This window comes from Pseudomonas sp. PIC25 (genome assembly GCF_002286785.1).
Taxonomy (GTDB): domain Bacteria; phylum Pseudomonadota; class Gammaproteobacteria; order Pseudomonadales; family Pseudomonadaceae; genus Pseudomonas_M.
In genome coordinates this window covers 84,012-104,064 of the sequence record NZ_MUJY01000086.1, presented here as the reverse complement: position 1 = coordinate 104,064, position 20,053 = coordinate 84,012, and the positions used below count along the sequence as shown (strand labels likewise).

22 protein-coding genes are annotated in these 20,053 nt (G+C 64.4%); 13 read left to right on the top strand and 9 right to left on the bottom strand.

Annotated features, from left to right (window positions below; all coding sequences use genetic code 11):
* Positions 1–22: 22 nt before the first annotated feature.
* Positions 23–943, bottom strand: a complete 921-nt coding sequence (locus tag BZL41_RS10875) for a LysR family transcriptional regulator (protein WP_095599309.1) — start codon at positions 941–943, stop codon at positions 23–25.
* A gap of 121 nt (positions 944–1,064) precedes the next feature.
* On the opposite strand from BZL41_RS10875, the gene BZL41_RS10870 reads away from it, so the two are divergent.
* The 10 genes from BZL41_RS10870 to BZL41_RS10825 all read left to right on the top strand — a co-directional run bounded on the left by BZL41_RS10870 (position 1,065) and on the right by BZL41_RS10825 (position 9,204).
* Positions 1,065–1,505 (top strand): carboxymuconolactone decarboxylase family protein, encoded by a 441-nt coding sequence (locus tag BZL41_RS10870; protein WP_095599308.1) that lies wholly within the window; start codon positions 1,065–1,067, stop codon positions 1,503–1,505.
* Between the two features lie 410 nt (positions 1,506–1,915).
* On the top strand, positions 1,916–3,037 hold the full coding sequence (locus BZL41_RS10865) for a beta-ketoacyl-ACP synthase III (protein WP_095599307.1): 1,122 nt from the start codon (positions 1,916–1,918) through the stop codon (positions 3,035–3,037).
* An 8-nt stretch (positions 3,038–3,045) separates the two neighbouring features.
* The gene (locus BZL41_RS10860; RefSeq protein ID WP_095599306.1) at positions 3,046–3,654 is read left to right on the top strand and encodes an RNA polymerase sigma factor; all 609 of its coding nucleotides are present in this window, start codon (positions 3,046–3,048) and stop codon (positions 3,652–3,654) included.
* A complete protein-coding gene (locus BZL41_RS10855) occupies positions 3,648–3,887 on the top strand; it encodes an anti-sigma factor (protein ID WP_084334234.1) in 240 nt (79 codons plus the stop codon). Before BZL41_RS10860 ends, BZL41_RS10855 begins: the two co-directional genes overlap by 7 nt.
* 152 nt (positions 3,888–4,039) lie before the next feature.
* Positions 4,040–4,321, top strand: coding sequence for a hypothetical protein (locus tag BZL41_RS10850; protein WP_095599305.1), 282 nt, complete (start codon positions 4,040–4,042; stop codon positions 4,319–4,321).
* 13 nt (positions 4,322–4,334) lie between these two features.
* Positions 4,335–5,177, top strand: a complete 843-nt coding sequence (locus tag BZL41_RS10845; protein ID WP_095599304.1) for a DUF692 domain-containing protein — start codon at positions 4,335–4,337, stop codon at positions 5,175–5,177.
* A complete protein-coding gene (locus BZL41_RS10840) occupies positions 5,174–5,893 on the top strand; it encodes a DUF2063 domain-containing protein (RefSeq protein ID WP_095599303.1) in 720 nt (239 codons plus the stop codon). The genes BZL41_RS10845 and BZL41_RS10840 overlap by 4 nt, the downstream gene beginning before the upstream one ends.
* Positions 5,887–6,486 carry a DoxX family protein gene (locus BZL41_RS10835; RefSeq protein WP_095599302.1) on the top strand — a complete coding sequence of 200 codons (600 nt, stop codon included), beginning with the start codon at positions 5,887–5,889 and terminating at the stop codon, positions 6,484–6,486. The genes BZL41_RS10840 and BZL41_RS10835 overlap by 7 nt, the downstream gene beginning before the upstream one ends.
* Positions 6,487–6,683: 197 nt before the next feature.
* Positions 6,684–7,982 carry an OprO/OprP family phosphate-selective porin gene (locus BZL41_RS10830; RefSeq protein ID WP_095599301.1) on the top strand — a complete coding sequence of 433 codons (1,299 nt, stop codon included), beginning with the start codon at positions 6,684–6,686 and terminating at the stop codon, positions 7,980–7,982.
* Positions 7,983–8,079: 97 nt separating this feature from the next.
* On the top strand, positions 8,080–9,204 hold the full coding sequence (locus BZL41_RS10825; RefSeq protein WP_095599300.1) for a GNAT family N-acetyltransferase: 1,125 nt from the start codon (positions 8,080–8,082) through the stop codon (positions 9,202–9,204).
* A gap of 178 nt (positions 9,205–9,382) precedes the next feature.
* Here BZL41_RS10825 and BZL41_RS10820 read toward each other — a convergent pair whose 3' ends face one another.
* The 4 genes from BZL41_RS10820 to BZL41_RS10805 form a co-directional block, all read right to left on the bottom strand.
* Positions 9,383–11,215 carry an ABC transporter ATP-binding protein gene (locus tag BZL41_RS10820; RefSeq protein ID WP_095599299.1) on the bottom strand — a complete coding sequence of 611 codons (1,833 nt, stop codon included), beginning with the start codon at positions 11,213–11,215 and terminating at the stop codon, positions 9,383–9,385.
* Positions 11,216–11,405: 190 nt separating this feature from the next.
* Complete coding sequence (locus BZL41_RS10815; RefSeq protein ID WP_095599298.1) at positions 11,406–11,960, bottom strand: peptidylprolyl isomerase; 555 nt, start codon at positions 11,958–11,960, stop codon at positions 11,406–11,408.
* Entirely contained in the window at positions 11,954–12,769 is an 816-nt protein-coding gene (locus BZL41_RS10810; protein WP_095599297.1) for an alpha/beta fold hydrolase, read from the bottom strand. Before BZL41_RS10810 ends, BZL41_RS10815 begins: the two co-directional genes overlap by 7 nt.
* Before the next feature lie 7 nt (positions 12,770–12,776).
* Complete coding sequence (locus tag BZL41_RS10805; protein WP_095599296.1) at positions 12,777–13,703, bottom strand: LysR family transcriptional regulator; 927 nt, start codon at positions 13,701–13,703, stop codon at positions 12,777–12,779.
* 48 nt (positions 13,704–13,751) lie between these two features.
* Between BZL41_RS10805 and BZL41_RS10800 the strand changes: the two genes are divergently transcribed.
* The 3 genes from BZL41_RS10800 (at position 13,752) to rarD (ending at position 16,157) form a co-directional block, all read left to right on the top strand.
* Positions 13,752–14,069 carry a 3-phosphoglycerate kinase gene (locus tag BZL41_RS10800; protein ID WP_095599295.1) on the top strand — a complete coding sequence of 106 codons (318 nt, stop codon included), beginning with the start codon at positions 13,752–13,754 and terminating at the stop codon, positions 14,067–14,069.
* 169 nt (positions 14,070–14,238) lie between these two features.
* Positions 14,239–14,838, top strand: a complete 600-nt coding sequence (locus BZL41_RS10795; RefSeq protein ID WP_095599294.1) for an FMN-dependent NADH-azoreductase — start codon at positions 14,239–14,241, stop codon at positions 14,836–14,838.
* A gap of 419 nt (positions 14,839–15,257) precedes the next feature.
* Positions 15,258–16,157, top strand: a complete 900-nt coding sequence (gene rarD, locus BZL41_RS10790) for an EamA family transporter RarD (RefSeq protein ID WP_095599293.1) — start codon at positions 15,258–15,260, stop codon at positions 16,155–16,157.
* Between the two features lie 113 nt (positions 16,158–16,270).
* Here the strand turns inward: rarD and BZL41_RS10785 are convergent, their stop codons facing one another.
* The 4 genes from BZL41_RS10785 to livH are packed head-to-tail and all read right to left on the bottom strand — an operon-like array spanning position 16,271 to position 19,916.
* The gene (locus BZL41_RS10785; protein WP_084334209.1) at positions 16,271–16,972 is read right to left on the bottom strand and encodes an ABC transporter ATP-binding protein; all 702 of its coding nucleotides are present in this window, start codon (positions 16,970–16,972) and stop codon (positions 16,271–16,273) included.
* Positions 16,973–16,975: 3 nt separating this feature from the next.
* Entirely contained in the window at positions 16,976–17,743 is a 768-nt protein-coding gene (livG, locus tag BZL41_RS10780; RefSeq protein WP_095599292.1) for a high-affinity branched-chain amino acid ABC transporter ATP-binding protein LivG, read from the bottom strand.
* Positions 17,740–18,996, bottom strand: a complete 1,257-nt coding sequence (locus tag BZL41_RS10775; protein WP_095599291.1) for a high-affinity branched-chain amino acid ABC transporter permease LivM — start codon at positions 18,994–18,996, stop codon at positions 17,740–17,742. The genes livG and BZL41_RS10775 overlap by 4 nt, the downstream gene beginning before the upstream one ends.
* Positions 18,993–19,916 (bottom strand): high-affinity branched-chain amino acid ABC transporter permease LivH, encoded by a 924-nt coding sequence (gene livH / locus BZL41_RS10770; RefSeq protein ID WP_084334203.1) that lies wholly within the window; start codon positions 19,914–19,916, stop codon positions 18,993–18,995. Before livH ends, BZL41_RS10775 begins: the two co-directional genes overlap by 4 nt.
* Positions 19,917–20,053: the final 137 nt, after the last annotated feature.

The window sequence follows — 20,053 nt, the reverse complement described above, 5'->3', positions numbered from 1 at the left end:
CGAGACGGACTCATCCCTCCGGTCATCTATCCGGTGTCCACAGCGGATCGTTCTGCAACACTGTGCTCGCCCAATCGGCGAAGGCACGCACGCGGGCCGAGAGGTGACGGGAGTAGGGGTAGACCAGGCTCATCGGCATGCTGGCCGGTGTCCAGTCCGGCAGCACGCGAACGAGCCGGCCCGTATCGAGCTGGGGTCGGGCTTCGGCGGTTGGTACCGCGACCAGTCCGAGCCCGGCTTCGGCGGCAGCGATATAGGCGCCGCCGCTGTTGAAGCGCATGGCGGGCGTCTGGTCGATCTCGTGCGTCTGCCCGTCCCTGTGCAACACCACCCGGTACTGGCGCCCGGTCGCGGGGAAGACGAACGCCAGAAAGCGATGCCGCTGCAGATCGTCGGGCGATACCAATGGCGGGGCTCGGTCGAGGTACGCGGGCGCGGCGCAGAGAGTGAAGCGCATCTGGCCGAGGGGGCGGCAGACCAAGTCGGGGTCGTCGATCGGACCGCCACGGATCGCGCAGTCGACGCCTTCCTGCACCAGGTCGACGATACGTTCGCTGCAGCCGATATCGAGCTGGATATCGGGATAGCGGGCGACGAAGTCGGGGAGGGCGGGGATGATCAGGAGGCGTCCCACCGGCGAAGGCATTTCCACCCGCACCCGGCCGCGAGCGACGCTGCGGCTGCGCGAGACCGTGGCTTCCAGTTCGTCGATGTCGTCGAGCAGGGCACGGGCGCGTTCGTAATAGGCGGTGCCGTCGGTGGTTGGGGAAACCCGGCGGGTGGTTCGATGCAGCAGCTTTACCCCCAGTTGCGTTTCCAGCGCCTGTACCTGGCCAGAGATCGTGGTCTTGGGAATACCGAGGGCATCGGCGGCACGGGTGAAACTGCTCAGTTCGACGATGCGGCAGAAGGCGCGCATCGCATCGATACGGTCGAAGGCCATGATTGTCCGGTTTTTCGTACAGGCTTTGCTTGGATGGATAGTTTATTGCCACCTTCTTGGTCAATACAGTGCCCCCATCAGGTTGCGACGCTGGGTCGCAGCCCGCTTTGGGAGCCTACCGATGAGCACACCCCGTATCCGCTACAGAGAGATCGCGCCGAATATCTTTACCGCCCTGCTCGGACTGGAGAAGGTCCTCGCCGAATCGCTGCTGGAGCCGTCCTTACGCGAGTTGGTGAAGGTCCGTGCTTCCCAGCTCAACGGCTGCGCCTACTGCGTAGACATGCACAGCGCCGATGCGTTGAAGGCCGGCGAAACGGTACGCCGCCTGCTGTCCTTGCCGACTTGGCAGGAGACGCCCTTCTTCACGGCGCGGGAGCGGGCGGCCCTGCTCTGGACCGAGACACTGACCCTGTTGGCCGAGCGTCATGCGCCGGATGCCATTTACGCCGAAGTGGCCGAGCAGTTCAGCGAGCGCGAGCTGGCCGAACTGACTTTCGCCATCGCCACGATCAATGCCTGGAACCGCATTGGCGTCGGTCTCGCCATGCAGCCGGAATGACGGCGCCGCGCCGCTGACCGATTCCTCTGTCCATCAAGGCCGAGCCACGCCGCTCGGCCTTTCTCCCCCGTTCTCATGCCTCCGGGCGCCTCGCTCTTGACCGGTCGTTGGTCGCTGAACGAGTATCCGCTGTCGCTGCTCGCCCGGTCGCTTTCCCGCATGACTGCCTGGCCTGGATGAATAGGCGCAAGAGGTGGCCTGATCCCGCATTTTCCCGGCAGGTTTCCAGTGCACGTTGCGTGACCTGGCGTTACCCTTGTGTATCTGAATAAAGCAGGCCTGTCCGAGGCGACAGCTTTCTGGTTCGCCCGTCGCGACCCGCAGACGACTTTCGATTTCCGGCGCTGACTTGGCAGTGCCAATGCCTAACCCAGGCTGCCCCAGAGTGGCCACGAACGAGAGGAAGCACCGTGCACAACGCAGTGATCAGCGGCACCGGTCTGTACACCCCGCCCCATAGCATTTCCAACGAAGAACTGGTGGCATCCTTCAATGCCTATGTGCACCAGTTCAATGCCGACAACGCCGCCGCCATCGAGCGGGGCGAGATCGAACCGCTGGCCGAGTCCAGCGTGGCCTTCATCGAGAAGGCGTCGGGGATCAAGAGCCGCTTCGTGGTGAACAAGGACGGCATCCTCGATCCGCAGCGCATGGTGCCGCGCATTCCCGAGCGTCCGAACGAGGAGTGGGGCATCCTCTGCGAAATGTCCGTCGCCGCCGCGAAACAGGCCCTGGAGCGCGCCGGCCGTACCGCCGCCGACATCGACGGGGTGATCGTCGCCTGTTCCAACCTGCAGCGCGCCTACCCGGCGGTGGCCATCGAAGTGCAGGCCGCGCTCGGCATCCAGGGCTTCGGCTACGACATGAACGTCGCCTGCTCCTCTGCCACCTTCGGCCTGCAGGCGGCGACCAACGCCGTCCAGCTCGGCCAGGCCCGCGCCATCCTGATGGTCAACCCGGAAATCTGCACCGGCCACCTGAACTTCCGCGACCGCGACAGCCACTTCATCTTCGGCGATGCCGCCACCGCGGTGATCGTCGAGCGCGCCGACCTGGCGACCTCCGACTACCAGTGGGACATCCTCAGCACCAAGCTGCTGACCCAGTTCTCCAATAACATCCGTAACAATTTCGGCTTCCTCAACCGCGCCGGCGAAGAAGGCATCGGCAAGCCGGACAAGCTGTTCGTCCAGGAAGGCCGCAAGGTGTTCCGCGACGTTTGCCCGATGGTGGCCGAACTGATCGGCAAGCACCTGGAGGAGAACGACCTGCAGGTGTCGGACGTGAAGCGTTTCTGGCTGCATCAGGCCAACCTCAACATGAACCTGCTGATCATCAAGAAGCTTCTCGGTCGCGATGCCGAGCCGCACGAGGCGCCGGTGATCCTGGATACCTACGCCAACACCAGTTCGGCCGGTTCGGTGATTGCCTTCCACAAGAACCAGGACGACCTGCCCAAGGGCTCATTGGGTGTGCTGAGTTCGTTCGGTGCCGGCTACTCCATCGGCAGCGTGATTCTGCGCAAGCGTTGAGTCTGTCCATGTCGCCCGCCGACGACGATCTGCTGCCGCGTTTGCTGGCGGGCGACGACCGGGCCTTTCGCGAGCTGATCGGCGCCTATCAGGGCGCCATGCGCGCCGTGGCCTACGCCATCGTCGGCAGCCGGCATGCCGACGAAGTGGTGCAGGACGCCTGGCTCGCGGTGGTGCGCAGCCTGAACGGCTTCCAGGGCCGCGCCAGCCTGAAGACCTGGCTGCTGACTATTACTGCCAACACTGCCAAGAGCCGGCTCCGCCACGTCCGCCGCGAAGTGCTGCTGGACGACCTGCCGGCGCCCCACGGCACCGTTGGTGGCGAACGTTTCGCCAGTGACGGCCACTGGCTGACGCCGCCTTCCGCCTGGCACGAGGACTCCCCCGAAGCGCTGCTGAACGAGAGCGAATTGCGGGAGTGCCTGGAAAAGACCATCGCCAGCCTTTCCGAGCTGCAAGGGAGTGTGCTGGTGTTGCGGGAGCGGCAGGGACTGGAGTTGGAGGAGATCTGTAATCTTTTGGACATTTCGCTCTCCAATGTCCGTGTGTTGTTGCACCGTGCCCGCCTGAAGGTTTTCGCCACCCTGGAACATTTCGAGGAGACCGGCCAATGTTGAGTTGTAAGGAGCTGGTCGCCCACTCGAGCGATTTCCTCGATGGCCAGTTGAGTTTCCGCGAGCGGCTGGCCGTGAGGACCCACCTCGCCATGTGCCGCCATTGCCGCCGCTTCATCCGACAGATGCGCCTGAGCCAGGCCGTGCTGCGGCGCCTGCCGGATACGCCGATTCCCGAGCTGGACGCCTTGTCCGCCCGCCTTGCCAAGCAGCGGCGGGATGATCTCGTTTCGTAGTGCATGATCTCTGATGTGTAGGGGCGAGTTCATTCGCCCGCTTCTTCCCGCCTCACCAGAAAAATTCCCACCCCGCTGTAACGCCGCTTCGCCTGCTCCGTCCATTGTGCCGAGAGAGCCATTCCGGCTCCGCCAATGAGAAGGAACACCGCATGAAACACCTGAATACCGTTGCCGCCACCCTGGGTGCCGCTCTGCTGACTTCCGTCACCTGGTCCGCCCAGGCCGCGCAGAATCCGTTCTCTGCCCAGGAGCTATCCAGCGGCTACAGCCTGGCAGCCCATGAGAAAGACCATGAGGGCGCCTGCGGGGAAGGCAAATGCGGCGGCGAGATGAAGTCGACCCAGGGCGATACCGAAGCCACGAAAGGGGAGAAGACCGCCGCGGAGGGTAAGTGCGGCGAAGGCAAGTGCGGTGCCGACAAGCAAGGCTGAGGAAGGACGAATCATGGACAGGTCGTTCGTCAGCGGCGCCGGGCTCGGCCTGCGTCGAGGCCTGCTCGCCGGGCTCGGAGAGAGTGCGGTCGGACAGGTCGATTTCCTCGAAATCGCGCCGGAGAACTGGATCGGCGTCGGCGGTCGTCTCGGTCGCCAGTTGTGCGCGCTGACCGAACGGTTGCCCTTCGTCTGCCATGGCCTGTCGCTGAACCTGGGGGGCTTCGCCCCCTTGGACCGGGAGCTGTTGAAGGCGATCAAGGCTTTCCTCGATACGCACGGCATCCGCGCCTACAGCGAACACCTGTCGGCCTGTGCCGACGAGGGCATGCTCTATGACCTGATGCCGCTGCCGTTCGACGAGGCGACGGTGCGTCGCGTCGCCGAACGGGTGCGAATCGTTCAGGACGTTCTACAGCGTCCGCTGATCATCGAGAACGTTTCGGCCTACGCGCGGCTGCCTGGCGAGCTGGATGAGCCCGGCTTCGTCCGCGCCGTGCTGGAGGCTGCCGATTGCCAACTGCTGCTGGACGTCAACAACGTCTACGTCAACAGCGTCAACTTCGGTTTCGATCCGTCTGCCTATCTGGCCGCCATGCCGAGCGAGCGAATTGCCTATCTCCATGTGGCCGGGCACTACGACGAAGCGCCTGGGCTGAAGATCGACACCCATGGCGCAGCGGTGGGCGATCCTGTCTGGTCCCTGTTGGCTCAGACCTACGCACTGCATGGGGTGAGGCCGACCCTGCTGGAGCGGGACTTCAACTTCCCGCCGTTGAGCGAGCTGTATACCGAAGTGGAGGGTATCCGTCGCTTGCAGGCGAGGGCGGAGGCACAGCAGGGGTACGGCACATGACCGGCCTCCAGGCGCAACGCGACTTCGCCGCGCGGATTCGCCAGCCCGACGTTCATCCTCTGCCGGACGGCGTTCCCGCCGGGCGGATGGCGATCTACGAGCAGTTGTTCTTCAACACGATCGAGGGCTTTCTCTCCAGCGGCTTTCCCGTGTCGCGACAGCTGTTCGACGAGGCGGGCTGGCACCGTCTGGTCAGGGACTTCCTCGCCGGGCATCGCTGCACCACGCCGTACTTCCCGACCATTGGCGAGGAGTTCGTCGGCTGGTTGGCCGACGGCCATCGCACGCACGCCGATGACCCGCCGTTCCTGCTCGAACTGGCCCATTACGAATGGGTGGAGCTGGCGTTGGAGCTATCGCCGGTCGAGTTGCCGAGCGTCGGCTGGTCGCCGTTGGCCTGGCCGCTGGCCTACGTCTGGCCGGTGCAGCGCATCGGCCTGGACTACCGGCCGGAGGCGCCACCGGAACAGCCGACCTGCCTGCTGGCCTGGCGCGATGGCCAGGATTGCGTGCGCTTCATGCAACTCAGCCCTTTCGCCTACCGATTGGCCCTTCGGCTGCGCGCGGGCGAGGCACCCGAGGCTGCGCTGAAACACCTGGCGGAGGAGAGCGGGATCGCTCCCGCCGCCGCCTTTTACCAACACGCCGACGAGCTGTTGGAAGCCTGGCGCCGCCAGGACATCTTCTTCATCGGCTCCGGGAGTTTGCCATGCTGATCTTTCTCAACCGTGCCCAGGATGCCCTGGACGCGACCCGCCGCCTGGATTTCCTCGGGCCGTTGCTGCTGCGCCTGTATCTGGTGCCGATCTTCTGGATGGCCGGCACCCACAAGCTGGCGGACATGGACGCGACCATCGCCTGGTTCGGCAACCCGGACTGGGGCCTCGGCCTGCCGTTCCCCACGCTGTTGGCCTGGCTGGCCGCCTTGACCGAAACGGGTGGCGCCGTGCTGCTGCTGTTTGGCCTGGCGGTGCGTTGGATCAGCGTACCGCTGATGGTGACCATGCTGGTGGCGATGTTCAGCGTGCATTGGGAATTCGGCTGGCAGGCCATCGCCGATCCCTCGGCGCCCTTCGCCAACGAGCGGGTGATGGCGGCGGCGGAGAAATTGGACAGGGCCCGGGCGATCCTCAAGGAGCATGGCAACTACGATTGGCTGACGGCGAGCGGCCGCTTCGTGGTGCTCAATAACGGCATCGAGTTCGCCGCTACCTATTTCATCATGCTGTTGAGCCTGTTCTTCACTGGCGCCGGGCGTTGGGCCAGCGTGGATCACTGGTTGGCCGCGCGGTTTCATCCGGCGGAATGACTCCGTCACAGCTCCGCTCCAGGCGGAGGCTGGCCTTTCGCCTTATAGACGACTGGACTAAAAAAGTTCCGCTGTCATCAAATCTTTATCTAGGAGCAACTGAGCTGAAATAACCCCTCGCCAAGATTCCCCACCAACACCCACGACCTCGTCGCCTGTGTGTTTCCAACGCAAAAGACCATAAGGGGAATTCTTCGATGATCCGTAAGCACTTCGCCGGTTTCGCCGCCAGCGCCCTGGCCCTGGCCGTTTCCGCCCAGGCTTTCGCCGGTACCGTCACCACCGACGGCGCCGACATCGTTATCAAGACCAAAGGCGGCCTGGAAGTCGCAACCACCGACAAGCAGTTCGGTTTCAAGATCGGCGGCCGCCTGCAGGCCGACTACAGCACCTTCGACGAGTTCTACACCGTCAACGGTGAGCGCGCCGATGCCGCCTACTTCCGCCGCGCCTTCCTGGAAATCTCCGGCGTTGCCTTCACCGACTGGGCCTACGTCATCAACTACGATTTCTCCCACAACGCCGGCAGCTCGGAAGACGGCTACTTCGACGAGGCGTCCATCGCCTACAACGGCTTCAAGCCGCTGTCCATCAAGGTTGGCCGTTTCGACCCGGAGTTCGGTCTGGAGAAGGCCACCAGCTCCAAGTGGGTGACCGCCCAGGAGCGTAACGCCGCCTACGATCTGGTCGACTGGACCAACTCCCACCAGAACGGCATGGGCATCCAGGCCCTGGGTACCGCGGGCGATTCGCTGTACGGTTCGGTCAGCCTGAGCGCCAAGGACCAGAACGACGTCGACGGCGAAAGCGTCAAGCAGTTCAACGTGCGCGGTGTGTTCGCCCCGATGCACGAAGCCGGCAACGTCCTGCACCTCGGCGTCAACTACGCCCAGCGCGACCTCTCCGATACCGCCTTCGACGGCCGCATCCGCAGCCGCCTGGGCATGCGTGGCGTGAGCACTTCCGGCGGCAACGACGCCGGCACCAACGGTAACCGCCTGCTGCTCGGCGGCGCCAACAACCTGCCGGCCGGCTCCTACGACGACGACAGCGCCTGGGGCCTGGAAGCCGCCTGGGCCATGGGCCCGTTCTCGATCCAGGGCGAATACATCAAGCGTGACCTGGAAGCCGACGACGACGCCTTCGAAGACATCGAAGCCAAGGGTTACTACGCCCAGGTCGCCTACACCCTGACCGGCGAGGCTCGCGGCTACAAGCTCGGCAAGTTCGACAGCATCAAGCCCGAGAACAAGCAGACCGGCGCCTGGGAAGTGTTCTACCGCTACGACAACATCAGCGTGGAAGACGATACCGTGGGCATCGATGGCTCCAAGGACGTCGAAGGCAAGGTGCATAACGTCGGCGTGAACTGGTACGTCAACGAGGCGGTCAAGCTCAGCGGCGCCTACGTCAAGGCCAAGGTGGACAACCAGGAAAACGCCAACGGCGACGACAGCGGCGATGGCTTCGTAGTCCGCGCCCAGTACGTGTTCTAAAAAACCTTAGATTCAAAGCAAGAACGTTGCTCCTACTTTCCAGCCCCGCGCTTCTGCGGGGCTTTTTTTCGTCTGCGGCACAGGCCAGACTGCGCCCATGCCGATCATGACCCTGCACCGAATTTCCGACCTGGACCCATCCGCCTGGGACGCATTGCTGCCCGATGACCAGCCTTTCCTGCACCACGCTTTCCTGTCCGCCCTCGAAGATAGCGGTAGCGTCGGTGGCCGTAGCGGCTGGCGTCCCGCACACCGGCTGCTCACCGATGACGCCGGACGTCCGCTGGCAGCCTTGCCGCTCTACGTGAAAAACCATTCCTACGGTGAGTACGTGTTCGACTGGGGCTGGGCCGACGCCTGCCAGCGTGCGGGCATTCCGTATTACCCCAAGTTGCTCTGTGCGGTGCCGTTCAGCCCGGTGGTCGGTGCGCGTTTACTTGGTCGTGGCGAGGCTGTCGCCGAACTGCTCGACACGTTGTGTGCGGGGCTGAAAGAGCAGGGGCTGTCCGGCCTGCATGTGAACTTCACCGACGCGACGGCGGATGACCTGCTACGCGGTCGTGACGGCTGGCTGGAGCGGCTGGGCTGCCAGTTCCACTGGAAGAACCGTGGCTACCGCGACTTCCAGGACTTCCTCGACGCCTTGGCCTCGCGCAAGCGCAAGCAGCTGCGCAAGGAGCGCGAGCAGGTAGCGGGACAGGGCATCGACTTCGACTGGCGCGAGGGGCATACGCTGAGCGAAGCCGAATGGGACTTTGTCTATGCCTGCTACGCCAACACCTACCACGTGCGCGGCCAGGCGCCGTACCTGACCCGGAGTTTCTTCAGCCTGCTGGCCGAGCGCATGCCGGAAGCGATCCGCGTGGTGTTGGCGCTCCAACATGCGCGACCGGTGGCCATGGCCTTCAGCCTGCTCGGCGATGACAGCCTGTACGGTCGCTACTGGGGTTGCCTGGCCGAGTTCGACCGGCTGCATTTCGAGACCTGCTTCTACCAAGGACTGGAATACGCCATCGGCCAGGGGCTACAGCGCTTCGACGCTGGCGCACAGGGCGAGCACAAGCTGATCCGCGGCTTCGAGCCGGTGATCACCCGCTCCTGGCATTACCTGGTTCATCCCGGGCTGCGCGCGGCCGTGGCGGACTTCCTCGAGCAGGAACGGTTGGGCATCATCCAATACGCGGAACAGGCCCGTGAGTTGCTGCCCTATCGGCAGGCGTAGGTGGTAAACGGCGGGCGAATGAATTCGCCCCTACAGCAGCCCACTCGTAGGTGCGAATTCATTCGTCCAGCGGAGTCGGACAATGTAGGAGCCAGCTCTGCTGGCGAGGCTCTTGTACGGCCCCAATCGCGAGCAGAGCTCGCTCCTACAAGGCGAAATCGCTCGCTCGGCGCATGCCTCAATCCACCCCGACGAACCCACCGGTCTGGTGCTGCCACAGACGTGCATACAGACCGCCGCGCGCCACCAGCTCGGCGTGGCTGCCGGTTTCAACGATCCGGCCTTGGTCCAGCACCACCAGACGGTCCATGCGGGCGATGGTGGAGAGGCGGTGGGCGATGGCGATCACCGTCTTGCCTTGCATCAACGCCTCCAGGCTTTCCTGGATGGCCGCTTCCACCTCCGAATCGAGCGCTGAAGTGGCTTCGTCGAGGATCAGGATCGGCGCGTCCTTGAGCAGCACGCGGGCAATGGCGATGCGCTGGCGCTGGCCGCCGGAGAGCTTCACGCCGCGCTCGCCGACATGCGCATCGAAACCGTGGCGGCCCTGGGCATCGGCCAACTGCGGGATGAAACTGTCAGCGCGGGCCTTGCGCACCGCCTCCCGGAGTTCCGCATCGCTCGCGCCCGGCTTACCGTAGAGCAGGTTGTCGCGGATCGAGCGGTGCAGCAGGGAGGTGTCCTGGGTGACCATGCCGATCTGCTCGCGCAGGCTTTCCTGGGCCACGCCGGCGATGTCCTGGCCGTCGATGAGGATGCGTCCGCCCTCCAGGTCGTAAAGGCGTAGCAGCAGGTTGACCAGGGTCGATTTGCCGGCGCCGGACGGCCCGACCAGGCCGATCTTCTCTCCCGGCGCGACATGCAGGTCGAGGCCGGCGATCACGCCGCTGCCCTTGCCGTAATGGAAGTGGATGTTCTCGAAGCGCACCTCGCCGCGTTCGACGCGCAGCGCCGGTGCCTGCTCGCGGTCGGTCACCAGGCGCGGTTGGGCGATGGTCTGCATGCCGTCCTGGACCTGGCCGATGTTCTCGAAGATGCCGCTGATCACCCACATGATCCAGCCGGACATGTTGTTGATGCGGATCACCAGGCCGGTGGCCAGGGCAATGGCACCGACGCTGAGGGTGCCCTGGGTCCAGAGCCAGAGGGCGAGGCCCGTGGTGCCGGCGATCAGCACCCCGTTCATCAGCGTGATGGTGACGTCCATACCAGTGACCATGCGGTTGCTCAGGCGCATCTTGTCCGCGTGCTCTTCGATGGCGTCACGGGCGTAGCCTTCCTCGAAGCGGGTATGGGCGAACAGCTTGAGTGTGGTGATGTTGGTATAGCCGTCGACGATCCGTCCCATCAGCTTGGAGCGGGCATCCGAGGCTACCGTCGAGCGCTGCTTCACCCGCGGGACGAACCAGGCGAGAGCGGCGATGTAGCCGATAATCCACAGGGCCAGCGGTACCACCAGTCGCCAGTCCGCGTCGGCGAACAGCACCAGGGCGCTGATGGCGTAGATCAGCACGTGCCAGAGGGCGTCCACCGCCTGCACGGCAGAGTCGCGCAGGGCATTGCCGGTCTGCATGATGCGCTGGGCGATACGGCCGGCGAAGTCGTTCTGGAAAAAGCCGAGGCTCTGCTTGAGCACGTAGCGGTGATTCTGCCAGCGGACCAGATTGGCCAGGCTCGGGTTGATGCTCTGGTGCACCAAAAGATCGTGCAGGGCGTTGAACAGCGGGCGCAGCACCAGTGCCACCAGCGCCATGCCGAGCAGGGCGTGGCCATGGCGCTCGAAGAACTGCTCGCTCGGCGTGCTTTGCGCCCAATCGACGATTTGGCCGAGGAAGCTGAACAGCGCCACCTCGATCAGGGCGACGATCAACCCGACCACCAGCAGTACGGCGAAGGTCGGCCAGACCTGGCGGAGGTAGTGCAGGTAGAACGCGGTCACCCGGCTGGGCGGCGCGCCCTCGGGGCCGGGTTGGAAGATATCGATGAGGTGTTCGAAACGACGGAAGAACATGAGTGCTGTCGCCCGGAAAGGGCGCTCCTGTCTGGGTGTTCCGCCCCTTCCGGGCACGGGCGCGGTCGAGTGCGCCCGGCCTATTGCCCGCTTGTGCGGGCCGTTGTCAGAACCTGTTCACGATCTGCTGCGCGTCAGCCCTGCTGCCGAGGCCTTGCATGGCTTTAGCTCGCGAGATCGTAAACAGGTCTCAGAGGCGTTTGGCGGAGAGAATCACGACCGGCTGGCGCGGGACGTTCTGGAACATGCCGCGGTTGCCGGTGGGTACCTGGGCGATCTGGTCGACCACTTCCATGCCACGCACCACCTTGCCGAACACGGCGTAGCCGAAGTCGCGCGAGCCGTGGTCGAGGAAGGCGTTGTCCTGGTGGTTGATGAAGAACTGACTGGTGGCGGAATTCACCGCCTGGGTACGTGCCATGGCCAGGGTGCCGCGCACGTTGTGCAGGCCATTGTCGGCCTCGTTCTTGATCGGCGCCTGGGTGTCCTTCTGTTGCATGTCGGCATCGAAGCCACCGCCCTGGATCATGAAGCCGGGAATCACGCGGTGGAAAATGGTGCCGTTGTAGAAGCCGCTGTCCACATAGGCGAGGAAGTTCTTCACGCTGACCGGCGCCTTCTCGGCTTCGAGTTCGATTTCGATCTCGCCGACGCTGGTGGTCAGCAGCACGTGCGGTTTTTCCGCAGCCAGCAGGTTGGCGGCGAACAGCAGGGAGCAGGCGGCGAGGACAAGTTTCTTCAGCATTTCTCAGGGTCCTTGGGGTGTTGTCGTTCGACCTCGTCGAGGAAGTCGAGCAGGGTGGCGTTGAAACGTTCCGGCTGGTCCAACGGGGTGCCGTGGCGGGACTCCTCGATCACGACCAGGCGTGCGTCGGGCAATTCCCGGACGTAGCTTTCCTTGACCGATACCGGGGTGTAGTCGCGGTCGGCGGTGACAACCAGCGTAGGACAGGCAATGGCGGCGAGTCGTTCCCGCACGCCCCAGCCGATGAGGGCGTCGAGGCTGGCCAGATAGGCGCGCTTGTCGTTGAGCATCCAGCGCTGCTCGACTTTCTCGCGCAGTTCGGCCTGTTCCGGCTTGGGGAAGAGCAGGCGGCCGAGCCCTTTGCCGATGGTCTCCATGCTGAACAGCCGGGAGAACAGCCAGCGCTTGGCCAGGTTCACGAAATCGCTTGGGCTACGCGGCTTCAGTTCCGGGCCGCTATTGACGATGGTCAGGCTTTTCAGCAGCTCGGGGCGGTCGACGCCCAGCTGGAAGCCGATCATTCCGCCCATGGAGATGCCGACCAGGTGCACCGGGCCAAGCCCCAGGTGTTCGATCAACGCCGCCACGTCGGTGGCGAATCCGGAGACGCTGTAGCGTTCGCGCGGCTTGCCGGAGCGGCCGTGGCCGCGCATGTCCATGGCCAGGACCCGGTAGCGGCCGATCAGGGCGGGGAGCTGGTATTCCCAGTCGCGCGCGCTGGAACCGAGGCCGTGCACCAAAACCAGCGGGGCGCCCTGGCCGTGGTCTTCGTAGTAGAGCTGGCAGCCTTGATGCTCGAAGTAGGACATGGGTTCCTCAGGCCGGGGATTGCGGCGCGCCGAAGGGGGCGTCCAGGGGGGCGGCGTCGAAGGTCTTGATCAGTTCGATGAGGATCTGCGTAGCCGGTCCCAGTGGTTTGGTCTGGTTGGAGTAGAGCAGGAACAGCGGGTTGCGAGTGCCCCCCTGCTCCAACGGCAGGGGCTTGAGCAGGCCGTCCTTCAGCTCGCGTTCGATCAGGTGGCGCGGCAGCCAGGCGAAGCCCAGGCCGCTGCTGACGAAGGTGGCCGAGGTGGCCAGGCTGCCCACCGTCCAACGCTGTTCGGCGCCGAGCCAGCCGGCGTCGCGTGGCTGCAGGCGGCCGGAATCGCGGGTGACCACCTGCATCTGGGTCTCCAGATCCTGGAAACTGAGGGTGCGGCCGAGCCGGTGTAACGGATGATCGGGGTGGGCGACGGCGATGAATTCCACGGGGTTCAGTTCGCTGCCCAGGTGGCCGGTGATGTTCAGGGCGGTGATGGCGAGGTCGGCGGTGCCTTCGCGCAATACCTCTTCGACGCCGGACAGCACTTCTTCGCGCAAGCGTACGCGGCAGCCGCGGCTTTGCGGCATGAATGCGGTCAGGGCGCGGACGAGGCGGGCAGTGGGGTAGGCTGCATCCACCACCAGGCGGACTTCGGCTTCCCAGCCCTGTTCCATCTGGTGCGCCAGGTCTTCCAGTTGGCTGGCCTGTTTCACCAGTTGCCGTGAGCGCCGCAGCAGCACTTCGCCGGCCTCGGTAAGCACCGCCTTGCGACCGTCGATGCGCAGCAGCGGCACACCGAGCTGTTCCTGCATGCGGGCTACCGTGTAGCTGACCGACGACTGCGAGCGATGCAGAGCCTCGGCGGCCTGGGCGAAGCCGCCGTGATCGACGACGGCCTGCAGCGTCCGCCATTGATCCAGGGTCACGCGGGGCGCTTTCATCCCGGACTCCTCTTGTCTAAGCTGGCGGTCCCTCGTTGGAGACCGACCATGAAAAGAATCTGCTGTGCGCTGATCGCCCTGCTGCCGTTGGCGGTTTTCGCGGCCTACCCGATCGAAGTGGAAAAACAGCTCAACGGCGCCGAGGTGTCCTATACCACCCAGGATATCGATCACGACTTGGGGGCCATCACGCTTTCCAACCTGGGACAAAGCACGGCGCGCTGTACCGCCGTTTTCCGCAACGGTCCGGAAAAGCCGCGCACCCGCAAGGCGGTGCTCGAGCCGGGACAGACGCTCAACCTCACCGCCAAGTTCACCCGCAGCATCATCAAGCTGCGTATCCAGCTGACTTGCGGCCTCGAGTGAGCGTTCGCCCCGGGGCGACCTGTGTTTGCACTCGACCAAGGCTAGTGAGTCGTTTTCGATAAATCAACTTGATCGATAGGTTCTAGCGGTTTTTTTCGCTTTTTTATCGATCTGTGTCACCCTAATCTCACCTCATCGACGAACGACAACCCCGATTGAGGTGATCCCAATGTCCCGTGTACTGGTAATCGAAAGCAGCGCCCGCCAACAAGGTTCCGTCTCTCGCCAACTCACCGAGCAGTTCATCGCTCGCTGGAAGCAGGCTCATCCGAGCGATGACGTCGTGGTCCGCGACCTCGCCGCGCAGCCCGTTCCGCATTTGGATGCCGACCTGCTGGGCGGCTGGATGAAGCCGGCCGACCAGCAGAGCGAGGCCGAGCAGGCAGCCTTGGCCCGTTCCAACCTGCTGACCGAGGAATTGCTGGCCGCGGACGTACTGGTACTGGCTGCGCCCATGTACAACTTCGGTATTCCGAGCACCCTGAAATCCTGGCTCGACCACGTGCTGCGTGCCGGTGTGACCTTCAAGTACACCGAGACCGGTCCGCAGGGCCTGCTCAGCGGCAAGCGTGCCTTCGTCCTGACCGCCCGCGGCGGCATCTACGCCGGCGGCAACCTGGACCAGCAGGAGCCCTACCTGCGCCAGGCGCTGGGTTTCGTCGGTATCCATGACGTCACCTTCATCCATGCCGAAGGCCTGAACATGGGCGCCGAATTCATGGAGAAAGGCCTGGCACAGGCCCAGGCACAACTGGCCCAGGTGGCCTGACCGACCGTTTCACCCGCTCCCCCAGCGCCCTTGCTCCTGGGCGCGACCATGGCCAGCCGGCTCTCCGGCTGGCCTTTTTTGTGGCCGTGTCCCTGGCTCCGGACGTGGCTCTGTTCCATGCACGACTCTGGTGCATGCAATGCCGTCTCAGCACTTCTGAAAGCTCGCGAAAGGCTAAGAACCTGTTTACGATCTGCTGCGCGTCGGCCCTGCTGCGTTAACAACCGCTGGATCGCCAGCCCGGTCGGACTGCTCATTTACAGCTCGTAAAGTCGAATGCGATCCCAGCGCGTCCTCGCCTACGCGGCCCGGCCTGTTTTCGTGGAGCCGCCGAGGCCTTGCATGGCTCTAGCTCGCGAGAGCGTAAACAGGTTCTAAGGTCGCTGCCGTCGCGAACGGACTGGCTATGGGGAGTGGGGATGAACGTGTCCATGCAGGGCGTGCTGTTGTCGCTGGTCGCATCGTTGCTGTTCGCCCTGATGCCGAGCTATTTCCGTGCGTTGGCGCCGCTGGATGGCGCTCAGGTATTCGCCCAGCGCGTGTTCTGGTCTGTTCCGGCGGTGCTGTTGCTGGTGCTGCTGATGCGCCAGTGGCACACGCTGGCCAGCGCCTTCGCGCGTTTGCGTCGGGAGCCCTTGCTGCTCGCGGCATTGCCGCTGGCGTCGCTGCTGATCGGCGTGCAGTGGGGGCTGTTCGTCTGGGCGCCGCTGTCCGGGCATCTGCTGGACGTCACGCTCGGTTATTTCCTGCTGCCACTGACCATGGTGCTGGTCGGCCGCCTGTTCTATGGCGAGCGTCTGCGCCCGCTGCAGTGGCTTGCGGTGGCCTGCGCGCTGCTCGGCGTTCTCCACGAGCTCTGGCTGACCGGCGCCTTCTCCTGGGTGACCTTGCTGGTCGCCGTCGGCTATCCGCCTTACTACATGCTGCGCCGCTGGATGCGCCTGGAAGCGCTCAACGGTTTCCTGCTGGAAGTGTTGCTGATGGTGCCGCTGGCCGTCTGGCTGGTCCGGGATTCCGGCGTTCTCACGCTGTTCGCCGAGGCGCCGCGTTTCTACTGGATGCTGCCGGGGCTGGGCCTGTTCAGCGCATTGGCATTCGGCACGCTGATGGCGGCCAGCCGGCGCCTGCCGCTGGGGTTGTTCGGGATTCTCAGCTATGTCGAGCCGGCGCTGTTGTTCGCGGTTTCGGTCGGCTTGCTGGGGGAGCCTTTCGCATCGACGCAGCTTTGGACTTACGTGCCGATTTGGCTGGCCCTGGGACTGATCGTCTGGGATGGGTTGTATCTGCTGCGCAAGCAGCAGCGGCGAATGTCTGGGTGAAGAGGGCGAAGATCGTCCCCATGCTCCGCGTGGGAATGCCGCCTGTGACACTCCGCGTCACGCACACCGCCATGAAAAACGGCCCCGAAGGGCCGTTTTCATATTGCGCGCGTTCAGCCGCCCAGGTAGGCGTCGCGCACCTTGGGATCGTTGAGTAGGGCTTCGCCGCTGCCCTGCATGACGATCCGGCCGTTCTCCAGCACGTAGCCGCGGTCGGCCAGCTTCAGCGCCTGGTTGGCGTTCTGCTCGACCAGGAAGACGGTCACCCCGTCCTCACGCAGTTGTTCGATGATGTCGAAGATCTGCTGGATGATGATCGGCGCCAGGCCCAGGGACGGCTCGTCGAGCAGCAACAGGCGCGGCTTGCTCATCAGCGCCCGGCCGATGGCGAGCATCTGCTGTTCGCCGCCGGACATGGTGCCGCCGCGCTGGTTGTAACGCTCCTTCAGGCGCGGGAACAGATGCAGGACCTTGTCCAACTGGACCTGATAGTCCTCCTTGCTGGTGAAGAAGCCGCCCATGGCCAGATTCTCCTCCACCGTCAGCCGGGCGAAGATGCGCCGGCCTTCCGGGACCACGGCGATGTCCTTGCGCATGATCTCGGACGACTCCAGGCCGACCAGTTCCTCGCCCTCGAAGCGGATGCTGCCGCTGGCCGCGCGCGGCGAGCCGCAGAGGGTCATCAGCAGGGTTGACTTGCCGGCGCCGTTGGCACCGATGAGGGTGACGATCTCGCCTTTCTGGATTTCCACGCTGACGTCGTGCAGCGCCTGGATCTTGCCGTAGAAGGTGGAAACCTTGTCGAAATACAGCATGGATTACGCCTCCCCCAGATAGGCTTTGATCACGTCCGGGTTGCCGCGGATTTCGTCCGGCGTGCCGTCGGCCAGGGGGCAGCCCTGGTTGATCACCACGATGTGGTCGGAAATGCTCATGACCAGCTTCATATCGTGCTCGATCAGCAGCACGGTGACGTTGTGGTCGTCACGCAGCATGGCGATCAGGGCCTTGAGGTCCTCGGTTTCGCGCGGATTGAGACCAGCGGCCGGCTCGTCGAGCATGAGGATGCGCGGACGCGTCATCATGCAGCGGGCGATCTCCAGGCGGCGTTGCTGGCCATAGGCGAGGGTGCCGGCGGGACGGTTGGCGCACTCCAGCAGGTTGACCCGCTCCAGCCAGTGGTGGGCGAACTCCATGGCTTCGCGCTCGCTGCGGCGGAAGCCCGGGGTCTTCAGCAGGCCGGCGAAGAAGTTGGTGTTCAGGTGGCGATGCTGGGCGACCAGCAGGTTCTCCACCGCGGTCATTTCCTTGAACAGGCGGACGTTCTGAAAGGTCCGCACTACACCCTTGTGGGCGATCTTGTGGCCGGGCAGTCCCTGGATTTCCTCGCCATCGAGGACGATCCGGCCGGCGGTCGGCTGGTAGAACCCGGTCAGGCAGTTGAATACGGTGGTCTTGCCGGCGCCGTTCGGGCCGATCATGGAGACCACCTGCTTTTCCTTGACGGTCAGCCCCACGTTGTTCACGGCCAGGAGGCCGCCGAAGCGCATGGTGAGGCCGCTCACTTCGAGAATCGGTCGGCTCATTGGCGCAGCTCCAGGTGGGGGCGCTGCATGGGCAGGAGGCCCTGCGGACGCCAGATCATCATCAGCACCATCAGGGCGCCGAACATCAGCATGCGGTACTCGTTGAATTCACGGGCGAGTTCCGGCAGCAGGATCATCACGATGGCTGCGAGTATGACGCCGAGCTGCGAGCCCATCCCGCCCAGCACCACGATGGCGAGGATGATCGCCGACTCGATGAAGGTGAAGGACTCGGGCGTGACCAGCCCCTGGCGCGCGGCGAAGAAGCTGCCGGCGAAACCGGCGAAGCAGGCGCCGAGGGTGAAGGCGGAGAGCTTGATCACCGTCGGGTTGAGGCCGAGGGCGCGGCAGGCGATCTCGTCTTCGCGCAGGGCTTCCCAGGCGCGGCCGATGGGCATGCGCAGCAGGCGGTTGATCACGAACAGGGTGATCAGCACCAGCAGCAGGGCCACCAGGTAGAGGAAGATGACCTTGTGCGTCGAGTTGTAGGCGATGCCGAAGAACTCATGGAAGGTTTGGAAGCCTTCTTCCGCGCGGCGGTTGAAATCGAGGCCAAACAGGGTCGGCTTGTCGATGTTGCTGATGCCGTTGGGGCCGCCGGTCAGCTCGGTCATGTTGCGCAGCAGGATGCGGATGATCTCGCCGAAGCCGAGGGTGACGATCGCCAGGTAGTCGCCGCGCAGGCGCAGCACCGGGAAGCCGAGGATGAAGCCGAAGAAGGCCGCCATCAGGCCGGCGATTGGCAGGCAGGTCCAGAAGCCGAACCCATAGTAATGGGAGAGCAGGGCATAGCTGTAGGCGCCGACGGCATAGAAGCCGACGTAGCCGAGGTCGAGCAGGCCGGCGAGACCGACGACGATGTTCAGGCCGAGGCCGAGCATCACGTAGATCAGAATCAGCGTGGCGATATCCACCGCGCCGCGCGAACCGAAGAACGGCCAGGCCAGGGCGAGCAGCACCAGGGCGAGGACGGCCCAGCGCTGAGTCGATTGCAGGGTCAGGAAGTCCTTGGCGCTGGCCGGGATCAGGCCGGCTTGGGGACGGCTGCCCCAGGCAGCGCCGATGCGGTCGCGGAACAATTGCCAGAAGAACATCAGCACGGCGGCGCTGGCGATGGTCCACAGCGTTGCCGGGCTGGCGCCCTGCACCTGCAGGCCGATGCCGACGGTGGTCAGCTTGAGGCCGAGCACCGGGTAGGAAACGGCCAGCACCAGCAGGGCGCTGAAAAAGGCGGTCTTGAGGTTGCGAGTCATACCTTTTCCACCTCCGGGCGGCCGAGGATGCCGGTGGGGCGGAACAGCAGCACGAGGACCAGCAGGCTGAAGGCCACCACATCCTTGTACTGATCGCCGAAGACGTCGGCACCGAAGGCCTCGGCCACGCCGAGCACCAGGCCGCCGAGCATGGCGCCGGGAATGCTGCCGATGCCGCCGAGAACCGCGGCGGTGAACGCCTTGATCCCGGCGAGGAAGCCGATATGCGGGTTGATCACGCCGTACTGCATGCCCAGCAATACCGCCGCGACGGCGGCCAGGGCGGCACCGATGACGAAGGTCAGGGCGATGATGTTGTTGGTGTTGATGCCGAGCAGGTTGGCCATCTTCAGGTCTTCGGCGCAGGCCCGGCAGGCACGGCCGAGACGCGAGCGCGAGATGAACAGGGTCAGGGCGTACATCACCAGGAAGGTCACGACGAAGATGAGGATCTGCATGTAGGAGATCACCACACCGTTCATGGTGCTTTCGCCGATCACCAGGTTGCCCGGGATCAGGTTGGGGATCGCCTTGTCCTTGGAGTCCTGGGTCAGCAGGATTTCGTTCTGCAGGAAGATCGACATGCCGATCGCGGAGATCAGCGGGATCAAGCGGTTGCTGCCGCGCAGCGGGCGATAGGCGACGCGCTCGATGCTGTAGCCGTACGCACTGGCGACGATGATGCTGGCCGCGAAGGCGGCGATCATCAGCAGGGGCAGGTTGTCGAGACCGAGCAGGGTGAGCCCGGCGATGGCGATGAAGGCTACGTACGAGCCGATCATGTAAACCTCGCCGTGGGCGAAGTTGATCATGCCGATGATGCCGTAGACCATGGTGTAGCCGATGGCGATCAGGGCATAGGTGCTGCCGACGGTCAGACCGTTCACCAGCTGTTGCAGGTAGTGATAGAGCTCAGGCATTTACCTCACTCCTCGGATATCACGTAAAGCGGCGCTTGTGGCGCGGCGGATACCCGGAATGCTTGGAGGCGCTTACAAAGAACCGTGGCCGGGACGAAGGTGGAGCAGGGCGAAAGGCGCCATGGGTAAATGACGCG